This is a genomic window from Vibrio sp. DNB22_10_4 (assembly GCF_052879755.1).
Genome location: NZ_JBNNXW010000011.1, coordinates 26,631 through 44,095, shown reverse-complemented (window position 1 = coordinate 44,095; position 17,465 = coordinate 26,631). Strand labels below are relative to the sequence as shown.

Genomic DNA, 17,465 nt, shown 5'->3' with positions numbered 1-17,465 from the left:
TTAGAACCAAAAAAGCAAAAGGAGGTCGTTAGACCTCCTCATCAATATGCTTACCATAATTCTCGCGCGGATCGGATTGAAAACGTCTTTCATACAGAACACGTTTTGACTTTACCTTGCGTCTTTCCCCTGCAGCGACACGTTGCTCAACGTAAAAAATGCCATCTATCTCAACTGTGTCAGAAATGAAGGGCACTTTGGTTTTTTCCCCCATAACGACTCCTTATTAATAATCTTGTATGCAACTCTTTGGCTACACTTTCAAGTATAGGAGATATGTATCACAGTTCTACCTTATTTTAGTCGTCGCTTTTGTAGGACTCCTTAATAAGCTGATATTTCTGCATTTTATCGTACAATGTTTTTCTCGGGACATTGAGCTTTTCCATGGTTTGCTTGATGCTGCCATGGGTGTCGACCAGAGCCTGCTCAATGACACTTTTTTCAAACAATCCCACCTGTTCAGCGAGGCTTTGGCCACGCTCTTGGTCATCATTTTGGGCATTACCGGCTTGAATTTTACCAAGCAGGACAAAACGCTCGGCACAGTTTCTCAGCTCTCTAACATTACCAGGCCAATCATGGCTGATTAATTGGCTGAGTTCTGCCGCGGAGAGTGCGTTGGCGGTTTTGCCATAACGCGATGCTGCGACCAGTTGAAAGTGGTGAAAAAGCGCTGCGATATCATCTTTTCGGTCTCGAAGCGGGGGGAGGTCAAGCGTGACGATGTTGAGGCGGTAATAGAGATCTTGGCGAAAATCACCCGCCAATGACGCTTGGTTGAGATCTGCTTTGGTTGCTGCGATGACGCGAATATTTAGTGGGATGAGGGTATTGGAACCTACTCGCTCGATAGCGCGCTCTTGTAATACACGTAGCAAGCGGATCTGTGCCTGCATTGGCATTGACTCAATTTCATCAAGAAATAGTGTGCCCCCTTGGGCATGTTCAAACTTACCAATCCGAGTATTCTCTGCACCAGTAAATGCCCCTTTCTCATGACCGTACAGTTCGCTTTCAATTAAGTTTTCAGGCACTGCACCACAGTTGACGGCGACAAAGTTAGCATCGCGCCTACTGCTTTGCTCGTGCAGCGAACGGGCGACCAACTCTTTCCCTGTTCCCGTTTCACCAAAGAGCAGAATATCGGCATCAGTATCGGCAATCATTCCAATCGTCTCACGCAGAGTTTGAATTACAGGGGTGTTGCCAATGATCCTCGGACCTAGCGTTTGGCTTGCCTTTAGAGAACGTTTTAGCTGTTCGTTCTCTAAGGTAAGGTGGCGCTTTTCAATTGCTCTTTGGGTAGTCTCAATCAAGCGTTCAGCGGAAAACGGTTTTTCAATGAAATCGTAAGCACCATCTTGGATTGCCTGAACGGCCATGGAAATATCGCCATGCCCAGTAATCAAAATTACAGGAATACCATCGTAATGATGACTGATGGTGTTGAGTAGATCTAAACCTGACAAACCTGGTAAGCGAATATCGGAAATTATGGCCAAGGGTGTTTCTTGCTTGAGAGCGAGTAGGGCATCCTCAACACTGGCAAAACACCTTGCGTCGATATCGGAAAGCTCGAAGCTTTGTTCCAAGGCGATTCGAATATCAGATTCATCATCAATAAAAAACACTTGGCTCATACAGGCTTCCTTGTGGATGTTTTGGCGGGTTGATTGGATGCTTTTATAGATTGAGAAAAAGGTAGTTCGACGCTAAAGCGCGCGCCACCAAGAGCGGACTCGCTGACATGGATGTGTCCATCGAGGTTGTGAATAATTTGCTGTGAGATCGAAAGCCCAAGCCCTAAGCCGTTTTCTTTGGTGGTGTAAAAAGGCTCAAACAGGGTTGGCGAGGAGTAATCGGCCAGTCCCGGGCCCGAATCGTCAACATGGATCATGACTGCCGAATCGGTGAGCTCTATAGTTAAATTTAACCGCTTTTCGGTGCAATTCTCCATCGCTTGCATGGCATTGGTCATTAGATTGATCAGCACTTGTTCAAGTTGAATTGGGTTGATGAGGACTAGGATATCTTGCTGATCGACGACGCAATCCAGTTTAACCTGATGGCTCTTAAGCTGCGGTTGGATAAGCTCAATAGTCGAAAACACCACGGGCGCCAATTTCACTTCACTAAGTTCATTGGCATCACTGCGTCTGGCAAAGGATTTGAGCTGCTGACTGATCTTGGCCATTCGCTCGGTAAGGGCAACAATACGGCTAAGGTTATCTTTAGCTCGATCGACTTTGTGTTTGTCGATAAAGCGCTGACCATTTTCAGCAAAGCTGCGGATAGCGGCGAGTGGATTGTTAAGCTCATGGCTAATGCTGGCAGACATCTGCCCTAGCACCGCCAGTTTGGCCGCTTGAACCAACTCATCTTGAGCTTGTCGAAGCGCTTTTTCGGTTTTGACACGCTCATCAATTTCTACATGTAACTTCGCTGTTCTTTCCATCACTTGAAATTCAAGTTTTTGCTTCGCTTCTGCTTGCAGTTGCTCGATTTGCCTGTGGCGGTAGCGGCGATTTTCGGCAAGGGCGACGAACAGATAGATTGAAATAAACACCAAAGCCAGCACGCTGATAAAACCGAACAGGTCGACGTAGAGTGCAGATAGTGGCGTCAGCACGCGCAGTATCAGATTGGGAATCCCAGACTCCCGTTGAGTGGCTAAGTAGTGCTTAGTAAAGAGGTTCCCTTTGGGATTGGTAAGCAAGGTAGTGCTTGCCAACAGGTCACCTTGAAAGCCGAGGCTTTTGATATGGGTTTGCAGATATTGTCTAGAGTCTCGGACGGTGGTGAGTGTGTCTTCGTCAATATTCGTTAGGCTGTTAAATAGCCACTCAGAGTCGCTAGACATAAACACAATGTTGTTGCTATCGGTGGCCACGTAAATGCTGGTGTCGCTTTGCCAACTTCGCTCAATGGAAGAGAGATCCATTTTCACCACGACCACGCCGATGTGGTCTGCGGCATAAGTTACGGGAAACGAGTAATAGTATCCTCTCTGTCCTGAAGTAGAACCCAGCGCAAAGTAGGCGCTCTGTTTGCCTTCAATCGCATATTGAAAATAAGGGCGAAAAGCAAAGTTCTTGCCGACAAAGGAATGGGGGAGGTTCCAGTTACTCGAAGCGATAGTGTTACCGTAGCGGTCCAGCAGGTATGTGTCGGAGGCAAGAATGATTTTGTTCGCTTGCTGCAGGTAACGATTGGTCACTTCAATTTGAGCCGAGTTATTGGGTGCTTGCAATGCATCGACTAACTCTTTGTCTTGAGATAAAAGTTGGGGAATATGACGGTATTTGTCGAGCTTGCTATCTATTGTTTCAACAAAGCGATTGAGCCAGTTTTGATGCTGTAATTGCATCGTCTCTAAGCTGTGATGCCAGTACCAATGCCCCGCTGCAGTGGAGATAAAAACAAACAGCGCTATAAAGCTCACTAAAATTCGTTTTAATCGCATGAAACTACCTCTACAGCCTAACACCTATAGGTTAACGAATGTGACTAACATGTGGCGAAAAAGTTATGAATTCTGAGAGGTGAAAAAGCTGCAAAACAGGAGCAAGATCTCTTTTTTAGTCTTTCACTAAAAAAAGCCCTTCAATCTCTTGAAAAAGACGATATTGTCCCCATTTCAATGTGGACTTGGGAGAAAACAGCAATGATTCCCCAATTCTTTGAGTAATTAGCGACAAAAGCGTCGATTGACCCGACTTCGACTCGACAGGGTAGGTGGAGATCGCTAGAATGTCGCGTCTGAAATTTTGTCCTGAGACTAATCAGAGATGCCTTTAAGTTGACCCGTTCAGCATGACGAAGACGTCACTCATTAGTCCGATAACCAAAGCAAGGTGCTCTATAAAGTGCCGCTGACTGGTTATCGATGCTCATTTTAAAGAAGTACCTTTGGGTACTAACAAGGATGAAGCGGAAATATCTTAGAGATATTGACGCTCATACGCTCAGCCAACACTGAGCCAAACTGAGGTTTATACAATGCAAGTTACTGTTGAAACTCTAGAGGGCCTAGAGCGCCGTCTAAACATTACTGTTCCTGCTGCTAACATCGAAGACGCAGTGACAGCTGAACTACGCAACATCGCGAAAAACCGTCGTTTCGATGGTTTCCGTAAAGGCAAAGTGCCAATGAAGATGGTTGCTAAAATGTACGGCCAAGCAGTACGTCAAGACGTGATGGGTGAAGTTATGCAACGTCACTTCATCGAAGCAATCGTTTCTGAAAAAATCAATCCAGCAGGTGCACCAACTTTCGCTCCTGTTGAGAACGAAGCTGGTAAAGATCTAGTATTCACTGCAACTTTCGAAGTGTACCCAGAAGTAGAACTTAAGGGTCTAGAGAGCGTTGTTGTTGAAAAACCAACGACTGAAGTACAAGACGCAGACGTTGAAGAGATGATCGAAACTCTACGTAAGCAACAAGCATCTTGGACTGACGTTGAAGAAGCTGCTGAAGACGGCAAGCGTGTAACTATCGACTTCACTGGCTCTATCGACGGTGAAGAGTTCGAAGGCGGTAAAGCTGAGAACTTCCCACTAGAGATGGGCGCTGGTCGCATGATCCCAGGTTTCGAAGACGGTATCCAAGGTAAGACTGCGGGTATGGAGTTCGAAATCGACGTAAACTTCCCAGAAGATTACCACGCTGAAAACCTAAAAGGTAAAGCGGCTAAGTTCCTAATCAAAGTAATCAAGGTTGAAGCTCAAGAACTACCAGAAATCAACGACGAGTTCGTTGCTAAGTTCGGTGTTGTTGAAGGTGGCGTTGACGCTCTTAAAGCAGAAGTTCGCAAGAACATGGAGCGCGAGCTTAAGCAAGCAATCAAGAACCGCATCAAAGAGCAAGCTCTTGACGGTCTAGTTAAAGAGAACGACATCGACGTTCCTGCTGCGCTAATCGATCAAGAAATCGGTGCTCTACGTCAGCAAGCTGCACAACGCTTCGGCGGCAACCCAGAAGCAGCTGCACAGCTTCCACGTGAGCTATTCGAAGAGCAAGCTAAGCGCCGCGTAGTGGTTGGTCTTCTTCTAGGTGAAGTGATCAAGTCTGAAGAGCTAGAAGCTAGCGATGAGAAAGTGAAAGAGCTTATCTCTGAAATGGCAACGGCATACGAAGATCCATCAGAAGTTATCGCTTACTACGAGCAAAACGAGCAAATGATGAACAACATGCGCAACGTTGCACTAGAAGAGCAAGCGATCGACGCGATCCTAGCTAAAGCACAGGTTTCTGACAAAGAAGTTAGCTTCAACGAGCTAATGAACCAACAGCCTGCAGCTTAATAAGCAATATCTTGTATAGAAGGTTGACTTAGAGTCGACTTCTCTGCTAACAATGGTCCGTATGATGTTTATCATCCGGGCCATTTATTTTAGGGACATAAGAATATGAGCTACCAAGAAAAAAATGCAATGTCGCCAATTATGAACGCGCTAGTACCTATGGTGGTTGAACAGACTTCCCGTGGCGAACGCTCTTACGATATTTATTCGCGACTACTAAAAGAACGAATCATTTTCTTGACTGGTCAAGTGGAAGACAACATGGCGAACCTCATCGTCGCCCAAATGCTTTTCCTAGAATCAGAAAATCCTGACAAAGATATTTTCCTTTACATCAACTCACCAGGCGGCAGTGTTACTGCGGGTATGTCTATCTACGATACCATGCAGTTCATCAAGCCTAACGTCAGCACGCTATGTACTGGTCAAGCATGCTCGATGGGTGCTTTCCTACTTGCTGGTGGTGCGCCAGGTAAACGCTTTGCGCTACCAAACTCTCGCGTAATGATTCACCAACCACTTGGTGGTTTCCAAGGTCAGGCGTCAGACATTCAGATCCACGCGCAAGAGATCCTGACAATCAAAGAGAAGCTAAACAAACTTCTTGCTGAGCACTCGGGTCAACCAATCGAAGTGGTTGAAAAAGATACTGACCGTGACAACTTCATGTCAGCGGCTCAAGCAGCTGAATACGGTATTATCGACGAAGTTTTAACCCATCGCGGTTAACCCGTCATCGTTTGAGTGAAATAAGACTGGATTGCTGCCCTTGAAAAATGAATTCTCGGGCGCAATATAGTCTAAATTGATATACACTCAAAACATAGAAAGTAAAGGCTAAGAGGTTAGCGAATGACAGATAAAAGCAAAGAGGGCGGTAGCGGTAAACTGTTGTACTGCTCTTTCTGTGGTAAAAGTCAGCACGAAGTTCGCAAGCTAATCGCAGGTCCGTCTGTTTACATTTGCGATGAATGCGTTGATTTATGCAACGACATTATCCGTGAAGAAATCAAAGATGTGCTGCCGAAGAAGGAATCTGAAGCGTTGCCAACGCCAAGAGACATTCGCGCGCACCTAGACGATTACGTAATCGGTCAAGACTATGCGAAGAAAGTTCTCTCTGTTGCCGTGTACAACCATTACAAGCGCTTGCGCAATGGTGATACAACGGCTGACGGTGTTGAACTCGGTAAGAGTAACATCCTTCTTATCGGTCCAACGGGTAGTGGTAAAACGCTACTTGCTGAGACGCTTGCACGTTTCCTTGATGTTCCATTCACTATGGCCGACGCAACAACACTAACCGAAGCCGGTTATGTTGGTGAAGACGTAGAAAACATCATTCAGAAACTACTGCAAAAGTGCGACTACGACGTAGCAAAAGCAGAGCGTGGCATCGTTTATATCGATGAAATCGATAAGATCTCACGCAAGGCTGAAAACCCGTCAATCACACGTGATGTGTCTGGCGAAGGTGTTCAGCAAGCACTACTTAAACTGGTTGAAGGTACTATCGCTTCTGTACCACCTCAAGGTGGTCGTAAGCATCCACAGCAAGAGTTCTTGCAAGTGGACACGTCTAAAATCTTATTTATCTGTGGCGGTGCGTTTGCCGGCCTAGATAAAGTGATTGACCAACGTGTAGCGACAGGTACGGGTATTGGCTTTGGCGCGGAAGTTCGCTCTAAAGACGAAACCAAAACCGTTGGTGAGCTATTCACTCAAGTAGAGCCAGAAGATTTGGTGAAATACGGCCTTATCCCTGAGTTCATTGGACGTCTTCCGGTCACAACGACCCTGACTGAACTTGATGAAGATGCACTTATCCAAATCCTAAACGAGCCTAAGAACGCCCTGACTAAGCAGTATGGCGCGTTGTTCGAGCTTGAAGGTGTTGAACTTGAGTTCCGCGAAGATGCACTGCGTGCTATTGCTGCCAAGGCAATGGAGCGTAAAACAGGTGCTCGTGGCCTACGTTCAATCCTTGAAGGCGTGCTTCTAGAAACCATGTATGAGCTACCATCGGCAACCGATGTGAGCAAAGTGGTTATCGATGAAAGCGTGATAAATGGCGAGTCAGAACCGCTACTTATCTACACCAACAACGACAATCAAGTGGCAAGCGCAGAGTAATTTGCCAAGTTCACTCAAAAAGGAGGTATTGATTACCTCCTTTTTTTATTTTCTTTATTGAATCCAACGATTACGCCCCCATATACTGAAAATAATACTAAGCGGAAGAGAGAATAATATGAACTTGGAACGTTCCGAGCGTATAGAAATCCCGGTATTGCCTCTGCGCGACGTTGTGGTTTACCCACACATGGTGATTCCTTTGTTTGTTGGCCGCGAAAAGTCGATCAGCTGTTTAGAAGCTGCGATGGACAATGACAAGCAAGTACTCCTAGTAGCTCAAAAAGAAGCAGATACTGAAGAGCCAAAAATTGATGACCTGTACACTACAGGTACAGTGGCGACGATTCTACAGCTGCTCAAATTGCCTGACGGTACAGTGAAGGTACTGGTTGAGGGTCAGCAACGAGCGAACATCAGCAGCTACCGTGACGAAGACTTTTTTGTTGCGGATGCAGAATTCCTAATTACTCCTGAACTTGAAGAGCGTGAAGAAGAAGTCATTGTGCGTAGCGCCATTGACCAGTTCGAAGGCTTTATCAAGCTCAACAAAAAAATCCCACCAGAAGTGCTCACCTCTCTGGGTGGAATTGATGAAGCAGCGCGTCTTGCAGACACCATCGCTGCACATATGCCATTAAAACTTGCTGATAAACAGCAAGTGCTTGAGCTACTTGATGTGACTGAGCGTCTCGAGTTCTTGATGGGGCAAATGGAATCTGAAATCGACTTGCTACAAGTTGAGAAGCGAATCCGCGGCCGCGTTAAGAAGCAGATGGAGAAATCTCAGCGCGAGTACTACTTGAATGAGCAAATGAAGGCTATCCAGAAAGAGCTGGGTGACCTTGATGATGCGCCAGATGAGTTCGAGACGCTAAAAGCGAAAATCGAAGAATCAAAAATGCCGGCGGAAGCAAAAGAGAAGACAGAACAAGAGCTGCAGAAGCTTAAGATGATGTCTCCTATGTCAGCGGAAGCAACCGTGGTTCGCAGTTACATCGATTGGATGGTAGGCGTACCGTGGGCGAAGCGCTCTAAGGTTAAGAAAAATCTCGCTAAAGCAGAAGAAGTACTGAATGAAGACCACTACGGTCTAGAGCGCGTGAAAGAGCGCATCCTTGAGTACTTAGCGGTTCAAAACCGCATTAACAAGCTTAAAGGCCCAATCCTTTGTCTTGTTGGTCCTCCAGGTGTAGGTAAGACTTCTCTAGGTCGCTCTATTGCAGCCGCAACAGGTCGTAAGTACGTTCGTATGGCGCTTGGCGGCGTGCGTGATGAAGCGGAAATCCGTGGTCACCGTCGTACCTATATCGGTTCTATGCCCGGTAAGCTGATTCAGAAAATGTCGAAAGTGGGTGTTAAGAACCCGCTGTTCCTGCTTGATGAAATCGATAAGATGTCATCGGATATGCGTGGCGACCCTTCATCTGCTCTGCTTGAGGTTCTAGATCCAGAACAAAACAATGCCTTTAACGATCATTACCTTGAGGTGGATTACGATCTGTCTGACGTCATGTTTGTGGCGACGTCGAACTCGATGAACATCCCAGGCCCTCTTCTAGACCGTATGGAAGTGATTCGTCTGTCAGGTTATACCGAAGACGAGAAGCTTAACATTGCAACGCGTCACCTTGTATCGAAACAGGTACAACGCAATGGTCTGAAGCCGCACGAGATCGAAATTGAAGACTCTGCGATCATCGGCATCATCCGTTACTACACTCGCGAAGCGGGCGTACGTAGCCTAGAGCGTGAAATCTCGAAGATCTGTCGTAAAGCGGTGAAGAACATCCTGCTTGACCCAGCACTGAAGAAAGTGACGGTCAACCAAGACAATCTGAAAGAATATCTTGGCGTACAGCGCTTCGACTACGGCAAAGCTGATGACAGCAATCGTATTGGTCAGGTGACTGGCCTAGCCTGGACAGAAGTAGGCGGCGACTTACTGACTATCGAAACAGAATCGATGGTTGGTAAAGGCAAGCTAACGCAAACGGGCTCACTTGGCGATGTGATGCAAGAGTCTATTCAAGCAGCGATGACGGTCGTTCGTTCTCGCGCTGAAAAGCTGGGTATCAACACTGACTTTTACGAGAAGCGTGATATCCACGTACACGTACCAGAGGGTGCAACACCTAAAGATGGCCCAAGTGCGGGTATCGCTATGTGTACCGCGCTGGTTTCAAGCTTGACGGGTAATCCAGTGAAAGCAGAAGTGGCGATGACAGGTGAAATCACCTTGCGCGGCGAAGTACTGCCAATTGGTGGCTTGAAAGAGAAGCTGCTTGCTGCACACCGCGGTGGTATCAAAACCGTGTTGATTCCAAAGGACAATGAACGTGATCTAGAAGAAATTCCTGACAACGTAATTGCTGATTTGAAGGTAATTCCTGTTCAATGGATCGACGAAGTTCTTGAGGTAGCACTTGAGCGAGCACCGCTTGGAGCGGCGTTTGAGCCTGTAAAATAGTGATGTGCCCCAAATTTAGCTAAAAGAAATACGCTGATAAGTAAAAAAAGCTTGTCAGCGTTTTTTTGTGGCACTAACTTTAGCTATGTAACTCTGAAGCCCTTGATGGACAAGGCTTGGAGTCTTTAACTACGAGAATGGAACTAACGTTACCTTTAAAAATAATAATTAGGTAACAGAAAGGGGAAACACAGTGAACAAAACACAATTAGTGGAAAAAATCGCAGAAAACGCAGATCTATCTAAAGCTTCAGCTGGTCGTGCACTAGACGCTTTCATCGAAGCAGTTAGCACTACTCTAGAAGAAGGTGATCAAGTGGCTCTAGTTGGCTTTGGTACATTCAGCGTACGTACTCGTGCTGCTCGTACTGGTCGCAACCCAAAAACTGGCGAAGAGATCCAAATCTCTGAAGCTAAAGTTCCTGCATTCAAGGCGGGTAAAGCGCTTAAAGACGCTTGTAACTAATCTTTTGTTGCAGTTAGTCGTAAGTCTTGGATTGACTGCACAAAAATTAAGCTTTCAACAAGCTTGATCGACAAATAAAGTCGAACCTTTTTTAAATATGCGCATCTTACTGATGCGCATTTCTTTTTCTGATATTATCCCATGCAGTTGAAGATAACCCTTCCTTTCTGGAGAGTAATAAAATTATGATGGAGCGAATTCGCGAGGGCGTGAATAGCATCGCGGTTAAAATTATCTTAGGACTCATTATTTTGTCTTTTGTGTTTGCAGGTGTTGGCAGCTATATCGCTGGCGGTATCGGTAACACAGCTGCCAAAGTGGGTAATGTTGAGATCGGTCGTGGCGAGTTTGAGCAGGCGTATCAAAACGAGCGTAATCGTATGCAGTCGCAAATGGGCGAGTACTTCTCGACTCTACTTGGCGACCCAAGCTATGTCGCTTCTTTCCGTAAATCGGTCCTCGATCGCATGATCGACGATGTGCTCATTGAGCAACACGCGGAATCTCTAGGTCTTCGCATCAGCGATTCTCAAATTCGTACTATGATGCTTGAAATGCCGCAGTTTCAAAACGACGGCAAATTTGACTCAGAACTTTACCAAGCAACGCTACGTCGTGCCGGTTTCACTGCTGACAGCTTTGCAGAATACCTTCGTCGTGACCTAGTGCGTAGCCAATTGCTAAGCGCACTTCAAGGCAGCGAATTCACATTGCCAAGTGAAATTGAAACACAAGGCAAACTGCTGACTCAAACACGTGACATCAAAACTCTTACGCTATCGCTTGAAGAGTTTGCTAACAAAGCCGTGATTACAGACGAAGAAGTCCAGCAGTACTACCAAGAAAACCCTGCTCAATTTACTCGCCCAGAGCAAGTAAAAGTATCTTACATCGAGCTATCAGCACAAGCGCTTAAAGACAGCGTAACAGTGACAGATGAAGATGTTCAGCAATACTACGATGAGCACCTAGATAAGTACTCGACGGATGAGCAACGTGAAGTTAGCCACATTCTTGTTCAAGGTGATGATGAAGCGAAAGCACAAGCTATCCTTGATGAGCTAAATGCAGGCGCAGACTTTGCAACGTTAGCGCAAGAAAAGTCTGAAGATATCGGCAGTGCTGAAGAAGGCGGTTCACTAGGTTGGATTGAACGTGACGTTATGGATCCTGCGTTCGAAGAAGCCGCATTTGCACTGGTTAACGTTGGCGATCGCACTGGTCTGGTTAAATCTGACTTCGGTTACCACATCATTCAATTGGACGCGGTGAAAGCATCAGAATCTAAGCCACTTGCTGAAGTGAAAGCTGAGATTGTTGCTGAGCTTAAAGACCAAGTTGCGATTGATGAGTTCTACAGTCTGCAAAATGAGCTAGAGAAAGTCGCGTTCGAATACCCAGATTCATTGGATGACGCAGCAGAGGCCGTTAACCAGAAGGTGGTAACGACTGACTTTATCTCGCAAATCGATGCTCCTGAAATCTTGAAGTCAGCGACAGTGATGCAAGCTATTCAATCACCAGAAGTGAAAGAAGATGGCCTGAACTCTGAAGTGATGGAAGTGGCTCCTGAGCACATCATTGTGGTTCGTGTTGACGACCTTCGCGAGCAAACTGTACTTCCTATCGAAGAGGTGCAAGAGCAAGTTGAAACTCAGCTAGCGAAAGTGAAAGGTGAGCAAGCGGCAATGGAACTTGGTGTTCAACTGGTTAATGAGCTTAAAGAAGGCAAGTCGGATGCGCTTAACGCAAACGGTCTAACCTTTGGTGAGCTAGAAACTATCGATCGCAGTTCACCGCTAGCAGGTACTGTGTTCGCAATGTCTAAACCAGAAGAAGGTGCAGCAAGCTTCGCTCAAACTAAAGACATGCAAGGCAATGTTGTTGTCGTTGAACTGAACAAAGTGATGTCAGATTACAACAGTGCTTACAACGAGCAAATTGGTGCACAGATGATTCGTGAGGCGACTCAGCAAGACATCAGCTCTGTGATTGCTATCCTACGCAGTAACACTGAAATTGAGTACTTCCTAGACGCTCAATAATCAGGTGCTTAGCTATTACCAGCTCGGTAAGCTGAGACAGTATTGGTTCATTCACACTTGAATGTAACTGATAGTTCAATAATAACGGACTGCTTATGCAGTCCGTTATAGTTTCACCCTGTCAGACTTCCTTCCAAATTCGCTTCCCTTATGTTGGCTCACTCCTAAACCAACTAAAAATAGGGACAATCATGAAATTACTAACAACACTTTGGCTTGCAGTTATGTTGCTAGCGGCGCCTACCGCCACTGTATGGGCTGCTGACGGTGACAAACTGGAAGGTATAGACATTACGGTAAATATTAACCAAGCCGAGCCAGAGGAGCTGGCAGAGCTCTTAAAAGGAGTCGGTATTGAGAAGGCGCAAAAGATTGTTGATTATCGCAAGCAGCACGGTAAGTTCACGTCTGCTGATGATTTAACCCAGGTCAAAGGCATCGGCGCAGCGACGGTAGAAAAAAACCGCGACCGAATTACCCTTTAACGGCTGCGCTGCGATAGTGGTAGAGTAGTGCCAATCCAAAGCCCGCGGCTAATCCAATAGCGTGGGCTTGTACTGCCACATTGGCTTCAATTAACGCTGATGTTGCCGCCGACCCACCAAAATACAGCTCCCATCCTACTTTCACCCCCCCACCAATCACCAACAGCCAGCTTGATTTTCGACCCTCAAGAGACTCTTTAAGCGCCCAAAACGCGAAGATAGCGTGCAAAATGCCAGAGAGTCCCAAATAGTAGCTGAGTGAACTAAGGAGCAGACCAGTGCCAATTACAGCGGCGCTGAAAAGGGTGACTGATACTAGGAGGCGCCAGTTGGGACGAAACAGATAACAGATCACCCAGAGAGCGGCTAGGTTCATGCCAAGGTGTGCTAAGTTGGTGTGTGAGAAATTTCCTGTTACTATCCGCCACCACTGGCCGGAGTATATCGCCAGTTTGTTCCATTCAACCCAGTTCTGTAGCGCAGGGATTTGCAGTAATGCGCACAGTAAACTAAACAGCGATAGCCTTATGACGAAAGAAGTGTCCATGTCTCGTTATTGTCCAAAATGCCTCAAAGCTAAGCGGGCATGTATTTGTCAGTGGATAGAACGCATCCACTGTGACACACAATTGATCATTTTGCAGCATAGCAGTGAAGAAAAGCGACCACTGGGTACGGCACGCATTCTGTCGCTTTCCCTTAAGAATGCACGTTTGTTTATTGGCGAAGATTTTAGTCAGCATGACGAGCTCAATACGTTACTGGACGATAAGCGCTATCAAAGTGTGGTTCTCTATCCGGGAGAGGGTGCGCGAACAGTGTCTGAGGTGAAAACTGAGGCGGGGCATAAACCGCTCCGCGTGATACTGCTTGATGGGACGTGGAAGAAAGCCTTTAAAATGTGGAAGCTATCGACCAACTTACATTCGCTAGCTCTTGTAAAACTTGCCGATGATTTGATAGGTGACTACCGTATTCGAAAAGCCCCATCAAGTAATGCGCTGTCGACGGTTGAAGCAGGCTTTCATCTGCTTGAGTCGATTGAACCTAATGTCGACTTTACGCCGTTAATTACAGCGTTCAATGAGATGATCGGCTTTCAAATCGACAATATGCCAAAAGGTGTGTTTGAGCGAAATTATTCAGGGAAGCGTTAGTTCAGGGAAGCGTTAGTGGCGACTTAACGCTTCCGTGGCTTATCTTAGCTTGCCGCAAATAATTGCTGATGCATCTTCTGCGCATAGCCATCGGTCATGGCCGAGATGTAGTCGGCGATGACGCGCATGCCATCGTCATGCTGGCCACAGGCTTTTCTCCACAGCTGACACGTCGACTCAGGCAACAGTCTCTCAGGATCGGCGCTAAAGGCTTCAAACAGATCCATAATGATTTGCTGCCCCTTATACTCAAAAATTTGAACCCTTGGCACTTGAATCACATACTGACTAACGAACTGTTTGAGCACATCAAGCACTGCAGCCATCCCTTCTTCAAGGTAGGCGTTATATGCCAGTAGCGGACTCTCAAATTGGCTGTCTGGTATTGGCTCGACTCTAATACTGGTCAATAGCGCATTGACGATACCGCCAATGGCGTCCTTGCGTTCATAGTGCTTACCGGAGAATAACAGCTCAGAGATAGAATCAATATTTTGGGTTAACCAGTTTGGTTCTAGATTTCTTAACGCTTCTGCCGCACTTTGCTGCCATCGCTGCTTATCAATAAGCTCCAGCACAATCGCATCTTCCAAATCATGGACGCCATAAGCGATGTCATCAGCAAGCTCCATAATGGAGCAATCGAGCGATTTAAATCGAGTTTTGCGATGTCCTAGAGGTGATGTTTGCTGTGCGCGCATGGTCTGAAATAGCGCCTTGTTGGGCGGGGTTAACGGCTGCAGTACCCAATCGAACTGCACCGAGTCTTTATCGTAGATCCCCTTTGCTGGCGACCAGTCTTTGGCTTTCAACTGACGCTGATTGGCCACAGCATGAGGCTGCTTGTCCGTGCGCGTTTGGCTAATAAATGCAGGGTATTTCAAAAGCCCTAACAAGGCTCTTCGAGTCAAGTTCATCCCGTGGGCTTCAGTATAAGGCTCTAACTGGGTCACGATACGAAACGTTTGGGCGTTACCTTCAAAGCCACCATACTCTCGCATCATATAGTTCAGTGCTACTTCACCACCATGGCCATAGGGCGGGTGGCCAATGTCGTGCGCCAGACACAATGCCTCGATTAACGCATCACTTGGCAGTAACTCTGCGAATTGTGGCTGCTTTTGCTTGAGCTGAGCCACAATGCCAGAGCCAATTTGCGCGGCTTCCAGAGAGTGTGTCAATCGGGTGCGATGAAAGTCATTCACGCCCGTGCCATGAACCTGCGTTTTTGCTTGTAAGCGGCGAAATGCAGCGGAGTGAAGGATGCGTGCTCGGTCGCGCTGGTAAGGGTCGCGATGATCGTTGCGGCGAAGTTTGTGCTCGTCACTGTGCCTGACTTGCCAGATGTCTAATGGATCAAGAGAAATGGCGTTTGGAGTGCAGTTACCTAATGTCATTATCTCTCCTGGTGCTAGCTAATTTCGTCGAGTGACAGTTCGAAGCTTGGGGCGAAAGTGTGAAGGAAGTAATCCATCTCCGGCGTTTTTCGTTGTTGCAGCGTTTCATCCAAGCGTTTCTTGGCGAGCGCGTACTCATGATTGCCTGCGCTGAGTTCTTCAAGGCATTTGAGATACGCACAGATAGAGTCCGCCTGCTTCACTATTTGTGAGTCCTCTTCGTGAGCGGCGTTGGAGAGCAAAAATGGCTTAAAGTCTTCTTGAAACTCATCCGGTAGAAGTGACAACAGTTTGTGCTCGGCAGCGGCTTCTATCTTTTTGTATTCTTTGGCGATTTCTGGGTTGTAGTATTTGACTGGCGTGGGTAAATCACCGGTCAATACTTCGCTGGTGTCGTGGTACATCGCTAAAATCGCAATGCGTTCTGGATTGGTATTGCCACCGAACTTCTTGTTTTTGATGATGGCAAGGGCATGAGCGACAAACGCGACTTGCAGGCTATGTTCGGAGATATTTTCGGTAGAGACTGAGCGCATGAGAGGCCAACGTTGGATCAGTTTCATGCGAGCGAGGTGAGCGAAAAAGTGACTTTCTTTCATACAACGTTTTCCCCTTAATCCGCGCCCAGTAAAGGTTGGGCGCGTATTAAGAATAGGCTTTATTGTATCAATATGAAAGAGTTACTGACTGTAGGTAGACAGGAACTTCTCAAATCGGCCAATCGCCATTTCCAAGTCTTCCACATGTGGAAGAGTAACAATTCTAAAGTGATCCGGCTTCGGCCAGTTAAAGCCAGTGCCTTGTACCAGCAACACTTTTTCCTGCTTGAGGAAGTCGAGTACCATCTTTTGATCGTCTTTGATGTTGTACATCTTAGTGTCGATTTTCGGGAAAAGGTACATTGCGCCTTTTGGTTTGACGCACGATACACCAGGGATCTGAGTGATCAACTCATACGCTTTATCGCGCTGCTCAAGTAAGCGGCCACCCGGTAAGATAAGCTCATTGATACTCTGATAACCCCCTAGCGCGGTTTGAATAGCATGCTGCATAGGTACGTTGGCGCAAAGACGCATCGAAGCCAGCATTTCAAGGCCAGCGACGTAGCCTGTTGCCATTTCCTTTGGTCCGGTCATGAACATCCAGCCGCCGCGGAAGCCACAAACGCGATAAGACTTGGACAGGCCGTTGAAGGTCATCACAAGCACATCTTCTGTTAATGTTGCGACTGAAGTGTGAGTGGCACCGTCATAAAGAACTTTGTCGTAAATCTCGTCAGCAAAGATAATCAGTTTATGCTGGCGTGCAATTTCGATGACTTCTAGCAGGAAGTCACGACTGTAGACTGCGCCGGTAGGGTTGTTCGGGTTGATAAGAACAATGCCGCGCGTTTTTGGCGTGATTTTCTTCTTGATGTCATCAAGATCCGGATACCAGTCCGCTTCTTCGTCACATAGGTAGTGCACCGGGTTGCCACCAGAAAGTGACACCGCTGCAGTCCACAGTGGGTAGTCAGGAGCGGGAACTAACATTTCATCGCCGTTGTTTAACAACGCTTGCATCGCCATTACAATAAGCTCAGAAACGCCGTTGCCAATGTAAACGTCTTCAACGTCGAGGCTGTGAATGCCCTTGCGTTGGTAGTGTTGAACTACAGCTTTGCGAGCGGAGTATATACCTTTAGAGTCACAGTAACCTTGTGAAGTAGGCAGGTTTCTGATGACATCGACTAGAATTTCATCAGGGGCGTCAAAACCAAACGGGGCCGGGTTACCGATATTGAGTTTCAGTATTTTATGTCCCTCTTCTTCCATGCGCTTAGCATGTTTGAGTACAGGACCCCTAATGTCGTAGCAGACATTATCGAGTTTTGACGACATCCCGATATTTTTCATTGTTTAATTCCTAAAAATTCGATAATTTCTTTACTAAATTACACCAAATTGGCTTTTGAAAGAATAAAAATCTGATCAAAGTGGAAAATAAAGCACACTGCCAAAAGGCG

The 17,465-nt window shown here is 46.6% G+C and carries 15 protein-coding genes; 8 read left to right on the top strand and 7 right to left on the bottom strand.

Going from position 1 to position 17,465, the window contains the following annotated elements; all coding sequences use genetic code 11:
• Window positions 1-28: 28 nt before the first annotated feature.
• The 3 genes from ACVA6Q_RS19475 to ACVA6Q_RS19465 form a co-directional block, all read right to left on the bottom strand.
• A complete protein-coding gene (locus tag ACVA6Q_RS19475) occupies window positions 29-214 on the bottom strand; it encodes a hypothetical protein (protein ID WP_112462277.1) in 186 nt (61 codons plus the stop codon).
• Between the two features lie 85 nt (window positions 215-299).
• Window positions 300-1,643, bottom strand: coding sequence for a sigma-54-dependent transcriptional regulator (locus tag ACVA6Q_RS19470; protein WP_446648620.1), 1,344 nt, complete (start codon window positions 1,641-1,643; stop codon window positions 300-302).
• Window positions 1,640-3,466, bottom strand: coding sequence for a sensor histidine kinase (locus tag ACVA6Q_RS19465; RefSeq protein ID WP_446648619.1), 1,827 nt, complete (start codon window positions 3,464-3,466; stop codon window positions 1,640-1,642). The genes ACVA6Q_RS19470 and ACVA6Q_RS19465 overlap by 4 nt, the downstream gene beginning before the upstream one ends.
• A 536-nt stretch (window positions 3,467-4,002) precedes the next feature.
• Here ACVA6Q_RS19465 and tig point away from each other — a divergent pair.
• From tig to ACVA6Q_RS19430, 7 genes are all read left to right on the top strand, one after another.
• The gene (gene tig, locus ACVA6Q_RS19460; RefSeq protein ID WP_429761198.1) at window positions 4,003-5,307 is read left to right on the top strand and encodes a trigger factor; all 1,305 of its coding nucleotides are present in this window, start codon (window positions 4,003-4,005) and stop codon (window positions 5,305-5,307) included.
• Between the two features lie 105 nt (window positions 5,308-5,412).
• A complete protein-coding gene (clpP, locus tag ACVA6Q_RS19455; RefSeq protein ID WP_042499015.1) occupies window positions 5,413-6,036 on the top strand; it encodes an ATP-dependent Clp endopeptidase proteolytic subunit ClpP in 624 nt (207 codons plus the stop codon).
• Between the two features lie 123 nt (window positions 6,037-6,159).
• Window positions 6,160-7,440 carry an ATP-dependent protease ATP-binding subunit ClpX gene (gene clpX / locus ACVA6Q_RS19450; RefSeq protein WP_042474030.1) on the top strand — a complete coding sequence of 427 codons (1,281 nt, stop codon included), beginning with the start codon at window positions 6,160-6,162 and terminating at the stop codon, window positions 7,438-7,440.
• A 118-nt stretch (window positions 7,441-7,558) separates the two neighbouring features.
• The gene (gene lon, locus ACVA6Q_RS19445) at window positions 7,559-9,910 is read left to right on the top strand and encodes an endopeptidase La (protein ID WP_446648618.1); all 2,352 of its coding nucleotides are present in this window, start codon (window positions 7,559-7,561) and stop codon (window positions 9,908-9,910) included.
• Window positions 9,911-10,103: 193 nt separating this feature from the next.
• Entirely contained in the window at window positions 10,104-10,376 is a 273-nt protein-coding gene (locus ACVA6Q_RS19440; protein ID WP_006075676.1) for an HU family DNA-binding protein, read from the top strand.
• Window positions 10,377-10,561: 185 nt separating this feature from the next.
• Window positions 10,562-12,421, top strand: a complete 1,860-nt coding sequence (gene ppiD, locus ACVA6Q_RS19435; RefSeq protein ID WP_446648617.1) for a peptidylprolyl isomerase — start codon at window positions 10,562-10,564, stop codon at window positions 12,419-12,421.
• Between the two features lie 224 nt (window positions 12,422-12,645).
• The gene (locus ACVA6Q_RS19430) at window positions 12,646-12,906 is read left to right on the top strand and encodes a ComEA family DNA-binding protein (protein WP_418642294.1); all 261 of its coding nucleotides are present in this window, start codon (window positions 12,646-12,648) and stop codon (window positions 12,904-12,906) included.
• Here ACVA6Q_RS19430 and rrtA read toward each other — a convergent pair.
• The gene (gene rrtA / locus ACVA6Q_RS19425) at window positions 12,896-13,453 is read right to left on the bottom strand and encodes a rhombosortase (protein ID WP_446648616.1); all 558 of its coding nucleotides are present in this window, start codon (window positions 13,451-13,453) and stop codon (window positions 12,896-12,898) included. The genes ACVA6Q_RS19430 and rrtA overlap by 11 nt on opposite strands.
• On the opposite strand from rrtA, the gene ACVA6Q_RS19420 reads away from it, so the two are divergent.
• Window positions 13,452-14,063: a tRNA-uridine aminocarboxypropyltransferase gene (locus ACVA6Q_RS19420; RefSeq protein WP_446648615.1), complete on the top strand. Its 612-nt coding sequence runs from the start codon at window positions 13,452-13,454 to the stop codon at window positions 14,061-14,063. The two genes, rrtA and ACVA6Q_RS19420, sit on opposite strands and share 2 nt — an antisense overlap.
• Window positions 14,064-14,107: 44 nt before the next feature.
• Here ACVA6Q_RS19420 and ACVA6Q_RS19415 read toward each other — a convergent pair whose 3' ends face one another.
• The 3 genes from ACVA6Q_RS19415 to ACVA6Q_RS19405 form a co-directional block, all read right to left on the bottom strand.
• Window positions 14,108-15,460, bottom strand: coding sequence for an anti-phage deoxyguanosine triphosphatase (locus tag ACVA6Q_RS19415; RefSeq protein WP_446648614.1), 1,353 nt, complete (start codon window positions 15,458-15,460; stop codon window positions 14,108-14,110).
• A 14-nt stretch (window positions 15,461-15,474) separates the two neighbouring features.
• On the bottom strand, window positions 15,475-16,059 hold the full coding sequence (gene yfbR, locus ACVA6Q_RS19410; RefSeq protein WP_353498133.1) for a 5'-deoxynucleotidase: 585 nt from the start codon (window positions 16,057-16,059) through the stop codon (window positions 15,475-15,477).
• An 81-nt stretch (window positions 16,060-16,140) separates the two neighbouring features.
• Window positions 16,141-17,355, bottom strand: coding sequence for a pyridoxal phosphate-dependent aminotransferase (locus ACVA6Q_RS19405; protein WP_353498134.1), 1,215 nt, complete (start codon window positions 17,353-17,355; stop codon window positions 16,141-16,143).
• Between the last annotated feature and the right edge of the window lie 110 nt (window positions 17,356-17,465).